The sequence below is a fragment of the Paenibacillus cookii genome (assembly GCF_018333375.1).
Lineage (GTDB): Bacteria > Bacillota > Bacilli > Paenibacillales > Paenibacillaceae > Paenibacillus_AQ > Paenibacillus_AQ cookii.
In genome coordinates, this window is sequence record NZ_BORW01000010.1 from 144,494 (window position 1) to 162,649 (window position 18,156).

General features: G+C 55.9%; 11 protein-coding genes. 8 read left to right on the forward strand and 3 right to left on the reverse strand.

The window, feature by feature from the left end; translation table 11 throughout:
* The first annotated feature begins 175 nt into the window (after positions 1-175).
* The 3 genes from KI367_RS12100 (at position 176) to KI367_RS12110 (ending at position 8,737) form a co-directional block, all read left to right on the forward strand.
* Entirely contained in the window at positions 176-6,928 is a 6,753-nt protein-coding gene (locus KI367_RS12100; protein ID WP_246536866.1) for a non-ribosomal peptide synthetase, read from the forward strand.
* A 123-nt stretch (positions 6,929-7,051) separates the two neighbouring features.
* Positions 7,052-7,396 (forward strand): hypothetical protein, encoded by a 345-nt coding sequence (locus KI367_RS12105; RefSeq protein ID WP_212949898.1) that lies wholly within the window; start codon positions 7,052-7,054, stop codon positions 7,394-7,396.
* A gap of 66 nt (positions 7,397-7,462) precedes the next feature.
* Positions 7,463-8,737: a methyl-accepting chemotaxis protein gene (locus tag KI367_RS12110; RefSeq protein WP_036710494.1), complete on the forward strand. Its 1,275-nt coding sequence runs from the start codon at positions 7,463-7,465 to the stop codon at positions 8,735-8,737.
* A 121-nt stretch (positions 8,738-8,858) separates the two neighbouring features.
* On the opposite strand, the gene KI367_RS12115 is transcribed toward KI367_RS12110, so the two are convergent.
* On the reverse strand, positions 8,859-10,295 hold the full coding sequence (locus KI367_RS12115) for a VanW family protein (RefSeq protein WP_212949900.1): 1,437 nt from the start codon (positions 10,293-10,295) through the stop codon (positions 8,859-8,861).
* Positions 10,296-10,506: 211 nt separating this feature from the next.
* Here KI367_RS12115 and ftsE point away from each other — a divergent pair, with 211 nt between their 5' ends.
* The 5 genes from ftsE to KI367_RS12140 all read left to right on the forward strand — a co-directional run bounded on the left by ftsE (position 10,507) and on the right by KI367_RS12140 (position 16,418).
* Entirely contained in the window at positions 10,507-11,193 is a 687-nt protein-coding gene (gene ftsE, locus KI367_RS12120; protein WP_036710501.1) for a cell division ATP-binding protein FtsE, read from the forward strand.
* The gene (gene ftsX / locus KI367_RS12125) at positions 11,183-12,097 is read left to right on the forward strand and encodes a permease-like cell division protein FtsX (RefSeq protein WP_212949901.1); all 915 of its coding nucleotides are present in this window, start codon (positions 11,183-11,185) and stop codon (positions 12,095-12,097) included. Before ftsE ends, ftsX begins: the two co-directional genes overlap by 11 nt.
* 78 nt (positions 12,098-12,175) lie before the next feature.
* Complete coding sequence (locus KI367_RS12130) at positions 12,176-13,456, forward strand: murein hydrolase activator EnvC family protein (protein ID WP_212949903.1); 1,281 nt, start codon at positions 12,176-12,178, stop codon at positions 13,454-13,456.
* A gap of 95 nt (positions 13,457-13,551) precedes the next feature.
* Entirely contained in the window at positions 13,552-15,012 is a 1,461-nt protein-coding gene (locus KI367_RS12135) for a S41 family peptidase (RefSeq protein ID WP_212949905.1), read from the forward strand.
* An 89-nt stretch (positions 15,013-15,101) separates the two neighbouring features.
* Positions 15,102-16,418 carry a PDZ domain-containing protein gene (locus tag KI367_RS12140; protein WP_246536868.1) on the forward strand — a complete coding sequence of 439 codons (1,317 nt, stop codon included), beginning with the start codon at positions 15,102-15,104 and terminating at the stop codon, positions 16,416-16,418.
* Between the two features lie 54 nt (positions 16,419-16,472).
* Here the strand turns inward: KI367_RS12140 and KI367_RS12145 are convergent, their stop codons facing one another.
* Positions 16,473-17,273 carry a flagellar motor protein MotB gene (locus tag KI367_RS12145; protein WP_212949906.1) on the reverse strand — a complete coding sequence of 267 codons (801 nt, stop codon included), beginning with the start codon at positions 17,271-17,273 and terminating at the stop codon, positions 16,473-16,475.
* The gene (locus KI367_RS12150) at positions 17,257-18,057 is read right to left on the reverse strand and encodes a flagellar motor protein (RefSeq protein WP_212949908.1); all 801 of its coding nucleotides are present in this window, start codon (positions 18,055-18,057) and stop codon (positions 17,257-17,259) included. Before KI367_RS12150 ends, KI367_RS12145 begins: the two co-directional genes overlap by 17 nt.
* Positions 18,058-18,156 lie beyond the last annotated feature (99 nt).

Below are 18,156 nucleotides of genomic sequence, written 5' to 3' on the forward strand. Positions count from 1 at the left end.
GAGTTTTTTTGTTTTTTAATTTTTTTATATATGAATCCTATGATCTAGCAAAGGAAAGATGAACATGTCGGTGTTAACAACAGGAAAGTCCAACTTGGATGAATGGAATCGGTATGTGAAGCAATTGGAAGAACGGACGATACTGCGCATTCATTCCGGAAAGGCGTCCATTCCAATGCAAAGGGTTATGTATCGCTGGCCGAAGGAAACGGGGCGTCAAATTCGGCAGGCATGCGAGACCGCGCGTATTGAACCAAGCGTGCTGCTGAGTGCGGCATGGGGCATGCTGCTGATCCGGTATTTGCGCCGGGAGGAGGTTGCGTTCGCCGTCGTCGCATCCGCCGAGCAAGCCTATCCGCTCATAACGAAGGCGGACGGGGCAACGGCGCTGCAAAGCCATGTGCTTCAGGTTGCCGCAGCCATGACGGAGCATGCGGCCAAGTCGGCGGCTTTCGATGAAATCGCCGGTATTTGCGCCGGCCTGGACGAAGGATCCCCGGTATGCAACACCGCCATCTGGACGGGAAGCGGCATAGGCCCGGACGAGCTGCAGGGCAAATTTGAACTGGCGGTCTCGCTGCACCTACACGAAGCGGGCGGCTTAGAGGTTTGGCATGCGGACGGCATGTTCCCCGGCGATTTTATTCGCCGCATGTGCCGGCATTTGCAGCATATCATGGCCGCATGGGCGGCAGGTTCAAACATGACGATCGGCGGCTTGAAGCTGCTGACGGAAGAAGAGGAGGCCCAGCTTGCGGGCTGGAACCAAACGGCTGCGCATGCCGAATTGGACCGGACCATCCACGGCTTGTTTGAGGAGCAGGCGCACAAGGCTCCGGATAACGTCGCGGTGGTCTACCAAGGCGAATCGTTGACGTACGGCCAGCTGAACGAAAAAGCGGACAGATTGGCCCGCGAATTGGTACGGAGGGGAGCCGGCCGCGAGCAAATCGTCGGCATCATCGCGACGCCGTCCCTTGAGATGATCGTCGGGACGCTGGCGATCCTGAAAACGGGCGCGGCCTACTTGCCGATCGATCCGGCGTATCCCGCCGACCGCATCACGTATATGCTCGAAGACAGCGGAACGGAGCTGCTTGTCACCGAGCCGAAGGTCAGACTGGACGGAAAAGTCCGCTTCAAAGGCGAGATGGTTTGCGCGGCGGCGTTTTCTGCCGATATTCGCGGCGGATCGGAGGCTGCCGATGCAAAGATGCGGAATGTGCGCGAATCCGCGGAACCGGGCGACATGGCTTACGTCATCTACACTTCCGGTTCGACGGGAAGGCCGAAAGGCGTGATGGTCGAGCACCGATCGCTTGTCAATCTGTGCGCCTGGCACATCCGGGAATTCGGAGTGACCGAGAAGGACCGGGCCACCAAATACGCCGGCTTCGGCTTTGACGCTTCCGTGTGGGAGATGTTTCCGTATCTGGTGTCGGGGGCGGCGATTCACGTCATTCCCGAAGAAATCCGCCTGGATTCGACGCAGCTGCATGCGTACTTGAAGCGGCACGGCATTACGATCAGCTTTTTGCCGACCCAGTTCTGCGAGCATTTCATGACGATGGACCATCCGACGCTGCGCGTTCTTTTGACGGGCGGGGACAAGCTGAAATCGTTCAGCAGGCAGAACTATGATCTGTACAATTGCTACGGCCCGACGGAAAACACCGTAGTCACGACCGCCTATAAGGTCACGGAGTTGACGCCGAACATTCCGATCGGTTATCCGGTCGATAACTCGAGGGTCTACATTTTGGACGCATACGGGCATCCGCAGCCTGTCGGCATTGCCGGCGAATTGTGCATTGCCGGAAGCGGGCTGGCGCGCGGTTATTTGAACCAGCCGGAGCTGACCGGGCAGAAGTTTGTGCCGGGAGGAATAACCGGAGAAGAACGGCTGTACCGGACGGGGGACTTGGCAAGATGGACGGAAGACGGCGCCATCGAATTCCTCGGGCGGATCGACCACCAGGTCAAAATCCGCGGCTTCCGGATCGAAACCGGCGAAATCGAACACCGGCTGCTGCAGCACCCGCAGGTGTCCGAAGCCGTCGTCGTCGATCTCGAGGACGCATCCGGCGCCAAATATTTGTGCGCATACGTTGTGGCGGACGGGGAATTGGCCTACGGCGAAATGAAGGCGTTTTTGGCGGAGCAATTGCCGGATTACATGGTTCCTTCCAAGTTGGTAGGGCTTCAAGAGCTTCCGCTAACGGCCAACGGCAAGGTCGACAGACGTGCGCTTCCCGTCCCCGCGGCTTCGCTCGACGAGGGACGTTACGAAGCCCCGGCCGGCGAATGGGAAGAAAAAGTGGCGGCCATATGGAGCGAAGTGCTGGGCTTGGGCCGCGTGGACGCCTGCGAGTCGTTTTTTACGGCGGGCGGGGATTCGCTGAAGGCCGTCCTGCTGCAGGCCAAGCTTGAGCGGCGTTTCGGCGCATCCGTACCGGTCACGCTGCTGTTCGAACGGCCGACGGTTCGGGAGCAAGCGGAATGGATCGAACAAGCGGCTTCGGAATCGTCTTGCGGCAACGAGCAAGCGGCTGCAACCGAAACCGCCGGGACAGGACCGGACGTCATTGCGAAAGGCCCGGCAAGGACAAGTTATCCGCTTGCTTCGGCGCAAAAAAGGCTTTATTTCATCGAACAGATGGAGCAGGTCGGAACGGCCTATAATGCGCCGTTTGCTTTCCGGATCGAAGGGGAAGTCGATCAGCCGCGGCTGGAACAGGCATTCCGTACGATGATCGCCAGACATGATGCTTTCCGCACGTCCTATCAATGGGAGAACGAAGAAATCGTGCAGCGGCTGCATGACCAGGTTCCGTTCGAGCTTGGGCAGAAGGAAACCAGCGAACCAAACCTGAGCGCCCTGATCCATTCCCTGATCACGCCGTTTGATCTCGCCAAGGCGCCGCTGCTGCGGGCTTGGCTCATCCGCTGCGGGGATGCGGACCTCCAGGTGCTGTTGGTCGATTTCCATCATATTGCGGTCGACGGCATCTCGGCCAACGTCTTTTTCGATGAACTGTCCCGATTGTATCGCGGGGAAACGCTCTGGGAGCTGCCGATCGGTTTTGCCGATTTTGCCGTCTGGGAAGCGGACTCGGCTGAAAGAAGGGCTGGCGGGGGCCATAAAGCTTATTGGGAAAAAACATTGTCCGGCGAGCTTCCGATTCTGCAGCTTCCGACCGACCGGGAACGGCCGGCCAAGCAGAGCTTTGCGGGGGATACGGTAACGATCAGGGTTCCCGAAGAGACGGCCGACCGGCTTAAAAAGTTCGCGCTCGATTCCGGCGTCACGCCGTTTATGGTGCTGTTTGCGGGTTATCACGCGCTGCTGTCCCGCTACACGAACCAGGAGGACATCATTACGGGCGTCCCGGTTGCCGGGCGATTGCGCGAAGAGCTTTACGCCGTGATCGGCATGTTCGTCAACACGCTGCCTGTCCGCTGCTATCCCGAAAAGCGCAAATCCTTCATGCAGCTGCTGCAGGAAGTGAAGACGGCGCTGCTCGGCGCTTTCGAACATCAGGATTACGAGCTGGAGGAACTGGTTCGTTCATTGAACATTCCGCGCGATCCAAGCCGCAACCTGCTGTTCGACACGCTGTTCGTCATGCAGAACACGGGCAAACTCGAGCTTCGGCTGGAAGGTGCGGAAACGTCCCTTTATCCTTATGTCCATCCGATCTCGAAATACGACCTGATGGTCGATTTGACGGAGGAAGAAACCGGCATTCGGATCGACCTCCAGTACTGCACGGATTTGTTCGAACGGCAAAGCATCGAGGCGTTCGGCGCCCGTTTCCTGCAGCTGTTGGCCGATGCGCTGGTCCATCCGGGCAAAATGCTGTGCGAACTCGAAATTTTGGACGAAGAGGAGCATGAGTTCCTCGTAAAAGGATTAAACGCGACCGATTCGGCTTACCGGGACCAAATGACGATTCACGGCTTGTTCGAGGAACAGGCGCGGCGTACGCCGGAGAAAACAGCGCTTGTCTTCGGCCCGCGCAGCATGTCCTACCGCGAATTGAACGAACGCGCCAACCGGCTCGCCTGGACGCTGCGCGACAAAGGCGTCGTGCCGGATCAGGTCGTCGGGTTGATGGTCGACCGCTCGTTCGAGATGATCGTCGGCTTGCTTGCCATCCTGAAGGCGGGCGGAGCCTACGTGCCGATCGATCCCGAATATCCGCAGGACCGCGTCGTCTACATGCTGGAGAACAGCCATACCCGGCTGCTGCTGACGCAGTCGCATCTGGCAGGACAAGTATCCTTTGGGGGCGAAACGCTGCTGATCGACGGCGAGGACGCTTACGGCGACCGCACGGAAGATTTGCCGCATGTGAACGGACCGTCCGACCTGCTGTACGTCATCTATACGTCGGGGACCACCGGAAAACCGAAGGGCGTCATGATCGAGCACCGGAACATCGTCAACCTGCTTCATTTTGAATACGAGGCTACAAACGTCGATTACGGCGGCAATGTGCTGCAATTCACCACGATCAGCTTCGACGTCTGCTCGCAGGAAATCTGGTCGACGCTGCTGGCGGGCGGCACGCTGCATTTGATCACGAACGATCTGCGGATGAGCGTCGGCGACCTGCTGGAACATATCGAAAACAAGGGCATCGAAGTCCTGTTTATGCCGGTATCGTTCCTGAAGTTCATTTTGAACGAAAAAGAATACGCGGACCGTTTCCCGTCTTCCGTAAAACATGTCATCACGGCGGGCGAACAGCTCATCGTGCCGGAAAAATTCCGCGCCCATCTGAAAAAGCACGGCGTCTATTTGCATAACCATTACGGACCGTCGGAAACGCATGTCGTCACGACGCATACGATCGACCCGAACGGGGCCATTCCGGAGCTGCCTCCGATCGGCAAGCCGATTGCCAATACGCAGATTTACATCGTGAACGAAAACCTGCAGCCGCAACCGGTCGGCGTGGCCGGGGAGCTGTACATTGCCGGGCACAACGTCGGACGCGGTTATTACAACAACGAGGACATGACCCGGGAGCGCTACGTGCCAAACCCGTTCATCAAAGGCGAACGCATGTACAAAACGGGCGACTTGGCAAGATGGACCCGCGAAGGCACCATCGAGTTTTTGGGCCGGCTTGACCACCAGGTCAAAATCCGCGGTTTCCGGATCGAGCTCGGCGAAATCGAAAATTGCCTGCTGAACCATCCGGCGGTGTCGGAAACGATCGTCGTGGCCAAAGAGGACGGCAAAGGCGGCCACTATTTATGCGCTTATTTCACGGCGACGGCCGACATGTCCGTCAGCGAGCTGCGGGAGCATATCGGCAAGGCCTTGCCGGATTACATGATTCCTTCTTATTTCACGCAGCTGCCGGAAATGCCGCTGACGCCGAACGGGAAAATCGACCGCAAGGCTCTGCCGGAGCCCGACGCGTCCCAGGGGCGAAGCAGGGATTACGTAGGTCCGAGAACGGAAACGGAGCAGGCCGTGGCCGAGGTGTGGCAGGCGGTGCTTCAAGTGGACAACGTCGGGATCCATGACAATTTCTTCGAGCTTGGCGGCCACTCGTTGAAAGCGACGGTCGTCGTCGCCCGGCTGCAGAAACAGTTCGAGATCGGCATGAACGATATTTTCGAGCATCAGACGATTGCGGAGCTGGCAAGCAAGATCAAACCGAAAACAAACCATCTCCACTCCAGGCTCGAGCAGGTGAAAGAACTGTACGCCGGCTTAAAAAATATCGACCTTTCAGCCGATAAAACAATGTATGACGAGCGTAACCGAAATTACGAGCAGCTGGATACGGCAGCCGTGAACGGATACGGAAACGTGCTTCTGACGGGGGCCACGGGGTATCTTGGAGCCCATTTGCTATGGGAAGCGATGACCGAAAAAGATTGGAACGTCATCGCCATCGTCCGGGCAGGGTCGGACGCCGAAGCCGAGGAGCGGCTGAGGCAAAAATGCGCCTATTACTTCGGACCGGATTGGTTCGGGCTATATCGGGAACGCATCCATGCCTATGCCGGCGACATTACCCGGGACCGGTTTGGACTCGATGTTCAGGCGTATGAGAAACTCCTGCAGCAAACGGACGCGATTATCCATTCGGCGGCCAACGTCAAACATTACGGAAGTTATGCCGATTTCGAGCTGCAGAACGTGAAGGCGACGGCCAACCTGCTTGCCTTTGCCGCCGAAGGCCGGCCGAAGCATATGCACCACATCTCCACGCTCGGCGTTGCGACAGGCGTCGTCGAGGGGGAACCGCATGTGTGCTTTACGGAATACGACCTGGAAAAAGGGCAGCGGTTCGAGAATTATTACGCCAGGACGAAATATGAGGCGGAACGCCTCGTATTGGCCGCACGGGAGCGCGGGATCGTCACGAACATCTACCGGCTCGGCAACATCGTGTTCCACTCCGAAACGGGAAGGTTCCAGCAAAACATCGCGGACAACGCGTTTTATACGACGATGAAGTCGTTTTTCGAGCTCGGCATCGCGCCTGGAGAGCACAGCGGCTTCGATTTTACCTATGTCGATCAGGCAAGCAAGGCGATTTTGCTGCTGGCCGACTCCCGGGCGCTTCGGAACGAATCGTTCCATATCGCCAATCCGCACGAAGCGAATATCGGCGCCGTTTTGCAAGAGAATCCGTTCGGCCAAACGATCGATCTGCTATCATTCGACAAATTTGTCGATTATCTTGGGAAGCAATACGACGATGAAAAATCGAAGCGCGTCATCGAACAAATCATGCTGCATTACGGCTGGATGGAAGAAACGGTGTCTACGACATTTTTTACGATCTTTTCCGGCAAGACGACGCAGATATTGTCGAAATTTGGCTTTTCGTGGAGTTCGCTGGACCGCGAAATGATCCATAAGATGTTTAACCATTGCAGAAAAGAAGGATTTATCTAATTCGACATAATTCTACATAATTCGGTAAATTCTTCTTTACAAATCTATGATTTTTGCTTATGCTAAAACCAATATATTCTATTCGGGATATTCGTTATCCTGATAAAAAATGGGGGAAAAAGCATGTACACAATTAATTATGATGCCGGATTGAACCGTGTTACCGTCAAAGTGAGCGAAATCAACAAGGACAACGTCAACCAGTACATCGAAGATTTCAAAAAGGCGCTTGAAGGAGTCAAGCCAGGATTTACGGGCCTGACGGACTTGAGCGAAGGCAAGCTGTTTACGATGGACGTCGCCGAAAAACTGAGCCCGCTGGGCGATCTTTCGGTCCAAAAGGGACTGTCCAAATGGGCTTACTACACCGGTTCGGCCGTATCCAAACTTCAAATGAAACGGATGTTTGGCGAAGTGGTCGATTCCTTTGAAAAGCTGGAAGACGCGGAAGCGTTCTTGAAAAACTAATCCATACAACATGCACCCGATGTCCGCGGACATCGGGTGCAACCGGATAGGTGGGTGAAATGCACCATGAAAGTCGAAAATCCCGACATGCAAAAGCAATACAGAAAAATAGGGCTGGCGGGCGCAGGATATTTTGCGGGAGCTGTTGTCATCATCAATCTGATTTGTCTCTTATGCGGTTTGCCCGGTTGGGCGGGATTGATCGCAAGCCTTGTTTTGACGGTACCGGTCGGTTATTTGATCGCGGTATGGCTGCTGCGTACGGCAGGGGCCGGGAACGTTCGGGGCCAGGCCGTAACCGGCGGCGGAATCTCCGGCGAGCTTGCAGGCGCATCGGAAGATCATATACATAAGATCGGGCTTCAGTACAAGGAATTATCGGAAGAGTTCAATACCCAAATCTCGCAGATGGCGGGTACCATCGAAGAAGTCAAAGCCAGCGCCGAAATGGGCTTTTACGTATCGGACATGATCAAGGAAGCGACGCTGGGCGTATCCCAAGATGCAAGCCAGCAGACCGACATGATCCGGATCAGTTCCAATACGGTGGGAGACGTGGTCAACGCGATCCGGCACATCGCCGGCAGCGCCGACGAGGTGGCTGCGGCGGCAGGCGAATCGTCCGAAAAATCCGCGGAAGGACAGGAAGCGATTTTGGCAGCCATGAAGCAGATGGACGAAGCCGATACGACGGTTCGCTCCCTGGTCGAGATGATGAACCGGCTGGAAGAGAGCTCGCGCGAAGTCGTATCGTTTGTCGCCATGATCCGGGAAATCGCCGAACAGACGCACCTGCTTTCGTTGAATGCGGCCATTGAGGCAGCGCGTTTCGGGGATGAGGGCAGAGGGTTCTCCGTCATTGCCGGCGAGATCCGAAACCTGGCAGAGCAGTCTTCCAATTCCGCCAAGCAAGTGACGAAGGTCGTATCGGCGATCCTGAAGGAAACGGCGCAGGCGGTCGATTCTACCAAGCTGGTGGCAGAACAAGTAGGAAACGGGTTAAAAGTCGTGAACCAAGCCGGAGATTCATTCGAATTCATCAAGCTTTCGGTCGGCGAGGTAGCGGGTCAAATCCAGGAAGTATCCTCGGCCGTCGAAGAAATCGCGGCAGGCGCGGAGCAGCTGGTCGTGACCATGGAAAAAACGGAGCAAATCGCCGTGAAAACGATGTCGGAAATGAACAACGTAACGCAAGCCGTCGAAGAGCATCACTCCATCATGGAGCAAATTTCCGCTGCAACCGAAACGCTGAACCAATATTCGAAAGGGCTGGACCTGGCCATTCAGAAATACCGCGAACAGATCGGCGATCACGAAATATCTTTAAAACCCGTGAGTTAGAGAACAATCGGATGGACGGAGAACTGCGCAGCATCCGCCTGTTCGTCCATATAAGATTAAGAAGGCGGCCTCTTCGCTTTTGGCGAAGGGCCGCCTTCTGTATTGCGGGCTCCCCGTTTCCCTAGAAATTCGGGCCGCTGATTCCGTCTTCGACGATCTGCTCTTTGGAGCCTTGGGAATCGCTGCCGGCTTCGGCGCTTCCGTTATTAACGGCGATCAGCCTGCTTTGCGGTCGGTACGTATCCCGGGAAACGCGTTTTTTCCCGACGGTCTCGCCGTTCACCTTCTTGATCTGATAGGTTTCCACGACGTAGCCGGGCTTGCCCTCCTGCAGCACCTCTTGCGCGCCTGCCGGAATGTCTTTGTTCTGCACGAATTTTTCCTTCACGGGAAGCGTCTCGACGGTTCGGGTCTCCAGCTCGTATTCGGTGTTTTTCGGAAACGTGCCGAAAAATTTGACGGTCAAATTGTTGCCTTCCACGTAAGCGCGGATCAGCAGCGATTTGCCTGTCGTGTTTTTGAACCGGAAGTTGATGGAGCCCTCGGCGAACGTGGCGTCGAGCCCCTTGGGCAAATAGCTGACCGGCAAGGAGTGGTTGCGCCTTTCCACGATCTCCAGCCCGGTCCGCAGCGCCGCATTGTACACGGTACTGGACACCTGGCAGATGCCGCCGCCGATTCCCGGGACGAGCTTCCCGTTCAGAATGACCGGGGCTTCGCGGAAGCCGTACGTTTTCTCGGCCTTTGCGATGACCTGCCCGTAATCGAATATTTCCCCCGGCTTCAACACCATGCCGTCGATGGCCTTAGCGGCGGAGCTGACGTTGTATACCCTGCCGGAGGCGCTGGAGCCGAGGCCGGTGCTGGACTCGACGATTTTTCGTTCGATGCCTTCTTCCTTCAGGCTGTTCACCGTTACCTTCGGTTTCAGGTTATATAAAGGAAGCTTTATCTTCAGCGGCACGTCCGCGTCTTCGGGCTCGGGGAAGCTTTTGGGAATGAGCGCCGTCATCGTTCGGGTAAAGTTTTCCCAATCGATCCGGGGCACCGATACTTCCGGGGTATAGACCACCTTGTCGTTTTTGGCGATGCGGCGCGAGGCGTTGACGGGGCTGCCGAATTGTTTTTCCTCCCATCCGGGCCCGAACCGCTCCTTCATCAGCGCCCGATTCCAGCGCGGGGACAGCGTCCATTCCCGTTTGAACCGTTGGCGAGCTTTGAGCCGGTCCAGCCAGTTGCCTTCGTCGAGGGCGGCAACCGCTTTTTTGAATTCGGCCGCGTCGAACGTGACGCCCGCCGATTTTAGCGTCATGTTGACGTCCTGGCCGTCGCTCGCGGCAAGCGTCACCGTCAGCGGCTTTTCCTCCAGCTGTTTCAGCCTGGCGTCCAGCTCCCGGAGGACCTCGTCCTTTTTCTTTCCGCCGACGTCCCAGCCGCCGACCGTAATGTAATCCGGAAGCGTGTTTTGGCCGATATAAAGATGTATGCCCCCGGCAGCGACGGAACCGATCAGCACCATGGCGGCGACGATGATCAGCGTCAAATGAACTTTTTTCATGGCTCCCACCTTTTTTTGCTTCATATTAAACGCGGTTGATGCAGTCTTTCATATATATGTAAATAAATTGGAAAAATTTCGGGTACTCAAAAGGTAACAAATTTGTTACAATAAAAAACATCATGGTGATTCCGAAAGATTTTTAAAGGAATTAGCTGGAACATGTCGAAATTATAATGGCTAATTATGTAATGTAGGAAGTGATAATGAAGTGATCGAAATGCAGGATGTGTGGAAGACGTACCCGAACGGAACCCATGCGCTTCAAGGGGTGTCCGTCAAGATTGACCGCAATGAATTCGTATATGTCGTCGGCCCGTCCGGCGCAGGAAAATCGACCTTTATGAAACTTATATACCGCGAAGAGGTGCCTACGAAAGGGCAAATCTCCGTAAACGGGTTTAATATAGGGAAGCTGAAGCAGCGGAAAATTCCTTACGTCAGACGCAACATCGGCGTTATTTTTCAGGATTTTCGCCTTTTGCCGAAGCTTACCGCGTATGAAAACGTTGCGTTTGCCATGGAAGTCATCGAAACCCCGAAACGCCAGATGAAAAAACGGGTCATGGAAGTGCTGGATCTGGTCGGCCTGAAGGCCAAAGCGAACCGCCAGCCCGCCCAGCTTTCCGGCGGAGAGCAGCAGCGCATCGCCATCGCCCGCGCGATCGTCAACAATCCCTCGGTAATCATCGCGGACGAGCCTACCGGTAACCTCGACCCCGAAACGTCCTGGGGCATCATGCAGCTTCTGGACGAAATCAACTTCCGCGGAACGACCATCGTCATGGCCACCCACAACAAGGATATCGTGAACACGATGCGCAAGCGCGTCATCGCGATCGAACACGGCAACATCGTGCGCGACCAGCTGAGAGGAGAGTACGGATATGACTTTTAACACCTTCTTGCGGCATTTGCGGGAAGGGGCGAAAAACATATTCCGCAACGGCTGGATGTCCGTCGCATCGATTGTATCCATTATCGTATCTCTATTCATTTTGGGCGTATTTATTCTGCTTGTACTCAATGTAAACGCCATCGCGGACAAAGCGGACAAGCAGGTGCAGATTCGGGCATACCTGAATTTGAACGTGGACCAGAAGCTGCGCGAAACCGTGCAGAAGGAAATTGCCGCCATGCCGGAAGTCAGCAAGATCGACTTCATCTCCAAGGAGCAAGGGCTCGAGGATTTCCGCAAGAGCATGGGCGATGAAGGCAAGGAGCTGCTCGAAGGGTTCGACAAGGACAACAATCCGCTTCCGGACGCGTTCAAGATCGAAGTATACGAACCGACGACCGTTCCTTTTGTCTCCAAAAAAATCGAAGCGTTAAACGCGAGCCATGCCGACCAGCAGCCGATCATGAAGGTGAAATACGGCAAAGGCACGATTGAAACGCTGTTCAAAGTCACGCGCATGGTGCGCAATATCGGATTCATTTTCGTGGCCGGGCTTGCGGTGATGTCGATGTTCCTCATTTCCAACACGATCCGGGTCACGATTCTTGCGCGGCGCCGGGAAATCGGGATCATGAAGCTGGTGGGCGCGACGAACACGTTTATCCGCTGGCCGTTTTTCGTGGAAGGGACGCTGATCGGCCTGATCGGTTCGATCATCACGGTCGCGATCCTGTTTGCCGGGTACAGCCGTTTGGCGGCAACCGTGGGCTCCGATTTCACGCTGCAGATGTCGCTGCTGCCCGTAAGCGATTTGTGGCAGTGGGGCGGCCTCCTGATCGTGCTCGGCGTCCTGATCGGCATGTGGGGAACGACCCTCTCTATTCGCAAATTTTTGAAGGTATAGGTTAATCGCGCGAGGAACGCGCCCGCAGCTAGGGCGACTCCATACGGAAGATTATTTGAAAAGGATGGGGAGCGCAAGTTGAAAAAAATAGCCTCTGTACTTGCCGTTGTCTTGCTGGCGGCGGCCGTTGTCCAGCCCTCCGAGGGCTACGCCAAAAAAAGAACTGTCGACCAAATCGAACATGAATTAAGAGTGCTGCAGCAGCAGGCGCAGGCGGCCAAAAAGCAAAAGGAAAAGGCCGAATCGCAGAAGCAGGAAGCGCAGCATTATAAAAATAAAACGACGCAAAATTTGCAGTACGTGTTGAACCAGATCGAGCAGGTCAGCAATAAGATGACCAAGATTTCGGTCCAAATCGACGAAACCCAGGACAAGCTCCATGAGACGGCCACCGCGCTCGACGCGGCGGAGGATCGGATCGCGTCCCGGGAGAAAATGCTGGAATCCCGCGTCAGGCTGATGTACACGGACGGCAGCGTCTCTTACCTGGAAGTGCTCCTGTCTTCGACGAGCTTTTCCGATTTCCTGGAACGGGCGGACACGCTCAAAAACTTCGTGGACCAGGACAAGGATTTGCTCGAGCAGCATAAGAAGGACAAAGCGCTCGTGCTCGAGAAGAAAAAAGAGCTTGAAGGGCAGTATGCCAAGGCGAAGGATCTGTACGCCGAGATGGAGAACCAAAAAGCCATCCTGGACGAAAATGAAAGACAAAAGCAAATTCTTATCGCCAAATACGATCAGCAGATCGAGGATTCGGACGATCTCAGCGAAGAGCAAAACGCATTGCTCGTCAGCCTGGTCAGCAAACGTTCGGCGCTGCAGCAGGAGAAAAACAAGCTGAAGGCCGAAGAAGCCGCCAGACGGGCGGCGGCAGCGAAGGCCGCGGCCGCGAAAAGGGCCGCCGCGGCGGCCAAGAAAAAGGCCAGCTCGTCGGTCGCAAGCTCCGGAGGATTCTCCGGCAACGGCGGACCGTTATATATGCCGGTTAGCGGCGCACGGGTGTCTTCGGGATACGGACGAAGAGTCCATCCGGTGACGGGGGAAGTCGGCAAAATGCATACGGGCGTCGATTTGGCCGTTCCGGAAGGAACGCCGATCCACGCGGCGGATGAAGGAACCGTCACGCTTGCCGAATGGTGGAGCGGATACGGCTACTGTGTTATTATCGATCATGGAGGCGGGATGTGGACGCTGTACGGCCACATCCGCAGCGGCGGAATCAAGGTGAAGGTTGGCGAGCACGTCAGCCGCGGCCAGGTGATTGCCGAATCCGGATCGACGGGACGGGTAACGGGCCCGCATTTGCATTTCGAGGTCCGCGAGAACGGCAACCCTGTGAATCCGATGCCTTATTTGTAAGATCATAAATATTCCGTACAAGCCGGACATATACTACAATGGTTAGAACTGGTCCCTACAAGGCTTGGCCGGAAAATAAAAGGCGGTGATCACACATGAAAAAACGTACGGTCGTATTTCTGGTCCTTCTGGCGATGCTTTGCGGAAGCGCGCTGACGTTTGCATTGACAGGTTCCAGCATAGCCAATCAAGCGGCTCTGGGGAAAGGCGTGTTCGCTAGTGCAGCCGGCGGCTTGAAGCCGGATGAAGCGAAAAAATTGGGCACGGCCCTGGACCTCATCCAGTCGAATTATTATCAGGACGTGGACCGCACCAAGTTGCTGGACGGCGCCATTAACGGGATGACCCAATCCCTTGACGACCCGTATTCCTCTTATATGGGCAAAAAGACGGCCGAGGAGTTCGAAGAGTCGATCGAAGGATCGTTCAGCGGCATCGGTGCCGAGGTTTCGTCCGAGAACGGAAACGTCGTCGTGGTGTCGCCGATTAAAGGTTCGCCTGCCGAGAAGGCGGGCATCCGTGCGAAAGACATCATTTTAAGCGTCAACGGCGAATCGCTTCATGGCCTGGAGCTGAACGATGCCGTCGCCAAAATCCGCGGCCCGAAAGGCAGCGAGGCGAAATTGACGATCAAACGCAGCGGCTCGGCCGCGCCGATCGAATATACCATCATCCGCGACGACGTTGACGTCGAGACGGTCAAAGCCCATATGGAACCCGGCAAAATCGGGGTCATCGAGATCACCCAATTCTCGCTGAATACCGGCGAACGCTTCAAACAGGAGCTTTCCACGCTGGAGAAGGAAGGCATGAAGGGGCTGGTCATCGATGTCCGCAACAATCCGGGCGGCGTTCTCTCCGTCGTCATCGACATTGCGCAGCAGTTCGTGCCGAAAGGCAAAGTCATCGTTCAAGTCGAAGACAAAAACAAGAAACGGGAGCAGAACCTTTCCAAGGGAAGCGGCAAGCCTTATCCGGTCACGCTGCTGATGAACAAAGGAAGCGCCAGCGCATCCGAAATTTTGGCAGGGGCGCTGCAGCAGTCGGCCGGAGCGAAACTGATGGGCGAAAACTCCTTCGGCAAAGGCACCGTGCAAACCAGCTTCAGCAAACAATTCGACGACGGCAGCCTGCTGAAAATCACGATTGCCAAATGGCTGACGCCGAACGGAAGCTGGATTCACCAAAAAGGCCTCAAGCCTGACATCGCGGTCGCGCAGCCGGATTATTTCTTGGTGGCGCCGATCAACAAAGAAACCGCGCTGAAACCCAACATGAACAATGCCGACGTCAAAAGCGCGCAGGTCATGCTGGACGGACTCGGCTACAAGCCGGGCCGCAAGGACGGATTTTTCGACGAAAAAACCGTTTCCGCGGTCAAATCGTTTCAGAAAGCGCAGAAGCTGGGCGTAACCGGCGTCATTGACGCCAAAACGGCCGAAGCTCTGGAAAACGAGCTGATCAAACGAATCCGCGATCCGAAATTCGATCATCAACTCAAAGCGGCGATTGCCGAGGTCCAGAAGGAAATCACGGCAACGGCGTCGAAACATTAAAGAAGGCTCATGAGCCTTCTTTTTTTCTTGCTTGTAGCGTCCGCCGAAATCGCGGACTCGGAAACATCCAGAAAGGGGAGTGGCGTCGTTTGGAAGTCGCTTTGGAATTGCTGTGGAACTTTACGGATGCGATCGTACAGCTGCTGATGCAGCCGTTTTATTATATTTCGATCCTGTTTATCATGCTGATGTACCGCAGGCAGGTGCTGCTGGAGCGCAAGCTTTTTCATGTGAGGCTGCATAGCTGGGGCCTTCAGACGTGGCGTACTTTTATCGGCGGATTGCTGGCAGGCTTTTCCGTGTCCGTCGTTATTCTTTTTCTCGGGATATCGCTGACGGCCGAAGCCGTCGTTTGCATTTGGATCGTCGCGGTCATCCTGCTGCTTTTCCGCGTAAGATTTTTATGTTTTGCCTATTCGATCGGCGTGCTCGGCGTCATTCAGTTCGTGCTTGGCTTTTTCCCCGGGTTTCATCCCGCGGGGATGGCGGGAACGGCCGTCGATACCGTAAGGGAGCTGGACATCCCGGCGCTGCTGGCGCTCGTCGCCGTTTTGCACCTGGCCGAGGCCTTGCTCGTCAAGCTGCAGGGAGCAGGCTTCGCGAACCCGGTATTTATGGAAAGCAAACGCGGCAAGCTGGTCGGAGCGTATCAAATCCAGGCGTTTTGGCCGATCCCGCTGTTCCTCCTGATCCCGGCGCAGACGGGCGGGGAGCTGCTACCGTGGACGCCGCTGCTTGGGGGAGACGGCTGGAGCGCAGGGTTCAGCATGGCGGCGCTGCCGGTCATCATCGGTTTCAGCGAAATGACCCAAAGCATGCTGCCGCAGGCCAAAGCGGACAAAACCTTTAGACGGCTGCTCATATACGGCATCGTGCTGCTGGGACTCAGCTTGCTGGCGGCGTGGTGGAAGCCGCTGATGATCGCCGCCGCCCTCGTCAGCTTCCTCGTTCATGAGGGGCTGCTGTGGTACAGCCGATTGGAAGAGCAGCAGAACAGTCCGATGTTCGTACACCCGCGGGAGGGAATGAAGGTGCTTGCCGTCATTCCGGGCAGCCCGGCCCAGGAAATTGGGATCAGGGCGGGGGAATCCATCGTCAAAATCAACGGGATCAGCATTCGAACCAAGGAACAAATGCATGCCGCCTTGCGGAAGAATCCGGCCTTCTGCAAGCTTGAGGTCCGGAATTTGCAGGGGGAAAGCAAGTTTTTGCAGCGGGCCATCTATGCCGGCGAGCACCATCAGCTCGGCGTCATTTTGGCGCCGGATCCGGATGCGGGCGTGGTCCTCGTAATGAAGCCGGTCAGCATCTTTCAGCTGGTCGCCATGAAGGTTCAGGCCAAAACCAAAACAAACGAACTGCAGCTCGGCAAGCCAAGCGAAGGCGAATCGGCCCGGATGCAGTGAGGCGCGAAACATGAAAGGCGGGGAACGATCGGTTCCCCGCCTTTCATGTTTCGGCTATTCTTTTAACTGCCGCAGCACGATGATTTCCACGCGCCGGTTTTTCTGCCGCCCCGCCTCGGTTCGATTGTCCGCCGCCGGCCGGGTATCGCCGTAGCCCGCATATTGGAACTCCCGGGCATCCAGATGCTTTTCGTCCAGGAAATAACGCAGGACGGAGAGCGCCCGGGCACCGGAAAGCTCCCAGTTGTCTTTATATCTCGAAGCGTACACGATCGGCAGGTTATCCGTATGGCCTTCGATGCTGATGACGGTGTTCAGCTCCTTAAACAAGCTGGCCAGCTTGTCCATGACGGGCATCGCCCCCGGTTTGAGGTCGGCCTTGCCGACGTCGAACAACAACTTGTCGCTCAGCGTGATGGAGATTCCCTGCGGCTGGTCGGCGACGAAAATTTGGTCTTCGAGCTTGTTGTCCTTCACGTATTTGGAGATGACCTTCATCAGGTTTTGCAGCTCCTGCTCCTGTTTGCGGAAGGCAAGCTCGCGGTCCGAGAGCTGGTCCGCCCCCTTTTTTTGCTGATCGGATTTCGACGTAACGTCCGGATTTCTGTGCGTATACTTGTCCGCGGTGCCCGTGATGCCCGAGCCTTGGCTCAGAAGCGAATCGCCGCTGCGGAACGTGTTCTGGAGCGATTGCGTGATTTCTTTATACTTTTCGGTATCCAGCCGGCTCATGGCAAACATCATGACGAAAAAGATGAGCAGCAGCGTGATCAGGTCCGCATAGGTAATCAGCCACCGGTCCTGGCCGCTTTCCCCGCCTTTGTCGCGTTTGCGCCGGTTACTCCGCTGTCTCATGGAATCCCTCCTTCATCGCAGGCGCGGACGCGGAACGGCGTTCCTCCGGCGTGAAGGATAAAAGTTTTTTGCGCACGAGGTTCGGGTGTTCGCCGTTTTGGACGGCCAGAATGCCTTCGACCAGCAGCTCCATCGTTTGAATTTCATCGGCGCTGCGCGACTTAATCTTTGATGCAATGGGTAAAAAGATAATATTGGCGACGGCAACGCCGTATAACGTGGCCGTAAAGGCGACCGCGATGGAAGGGCCGAGCTCCGTCGGCTCCGTCAGGCTGCCGAGCACGTGGATGAGTCCCATGACGGTGCCGATGATCCCCATCGTCGGGGCGTACCCGCCGGCGGATTCGAACATTTTGGCATACCCTTCATGTTTGTGTTCGGCCGCATCGATCTCAAATTCCATGATTTGCCTCAGCAGCGTTTCTTCGGTTCCGTCCACGACCATCTGAATGCCTTCGCGCAAAAACGAGTTGGGATGATCCTGCACGAGCTGCTCGAGGGATAACACGCCGTTGCGCCGGGCCGACGTGGCCATGTTGACCAAATCGTCGATGAGCTGTTCGGGAATGTCCGTCTGCCGGGTAAAGGCAAAACGGAGCGCTTGGGGGATCGTTTTAAGACGTGCCAGCGGGAAGCTGATGACGACGGCGGCGACGGTGCCTCCGAATACGATGAGCGCCGCCGCTCCCTGCATAAGTCCGTTTATTTGGCCCCCTTCCCATAAAAAGCCCCCCACCAGCGCGGCAAGGCCGGCCAGAATGCCGATGATCGTCGTAATTTCCATGTTGTCGTTACCACTCCTATCCTTGAGTTAGGGTTTGCATAGAGCAGGTGATCAGAGTATAATAGACGGGAACAAGCATTCCTATTTGAACAAAGATTT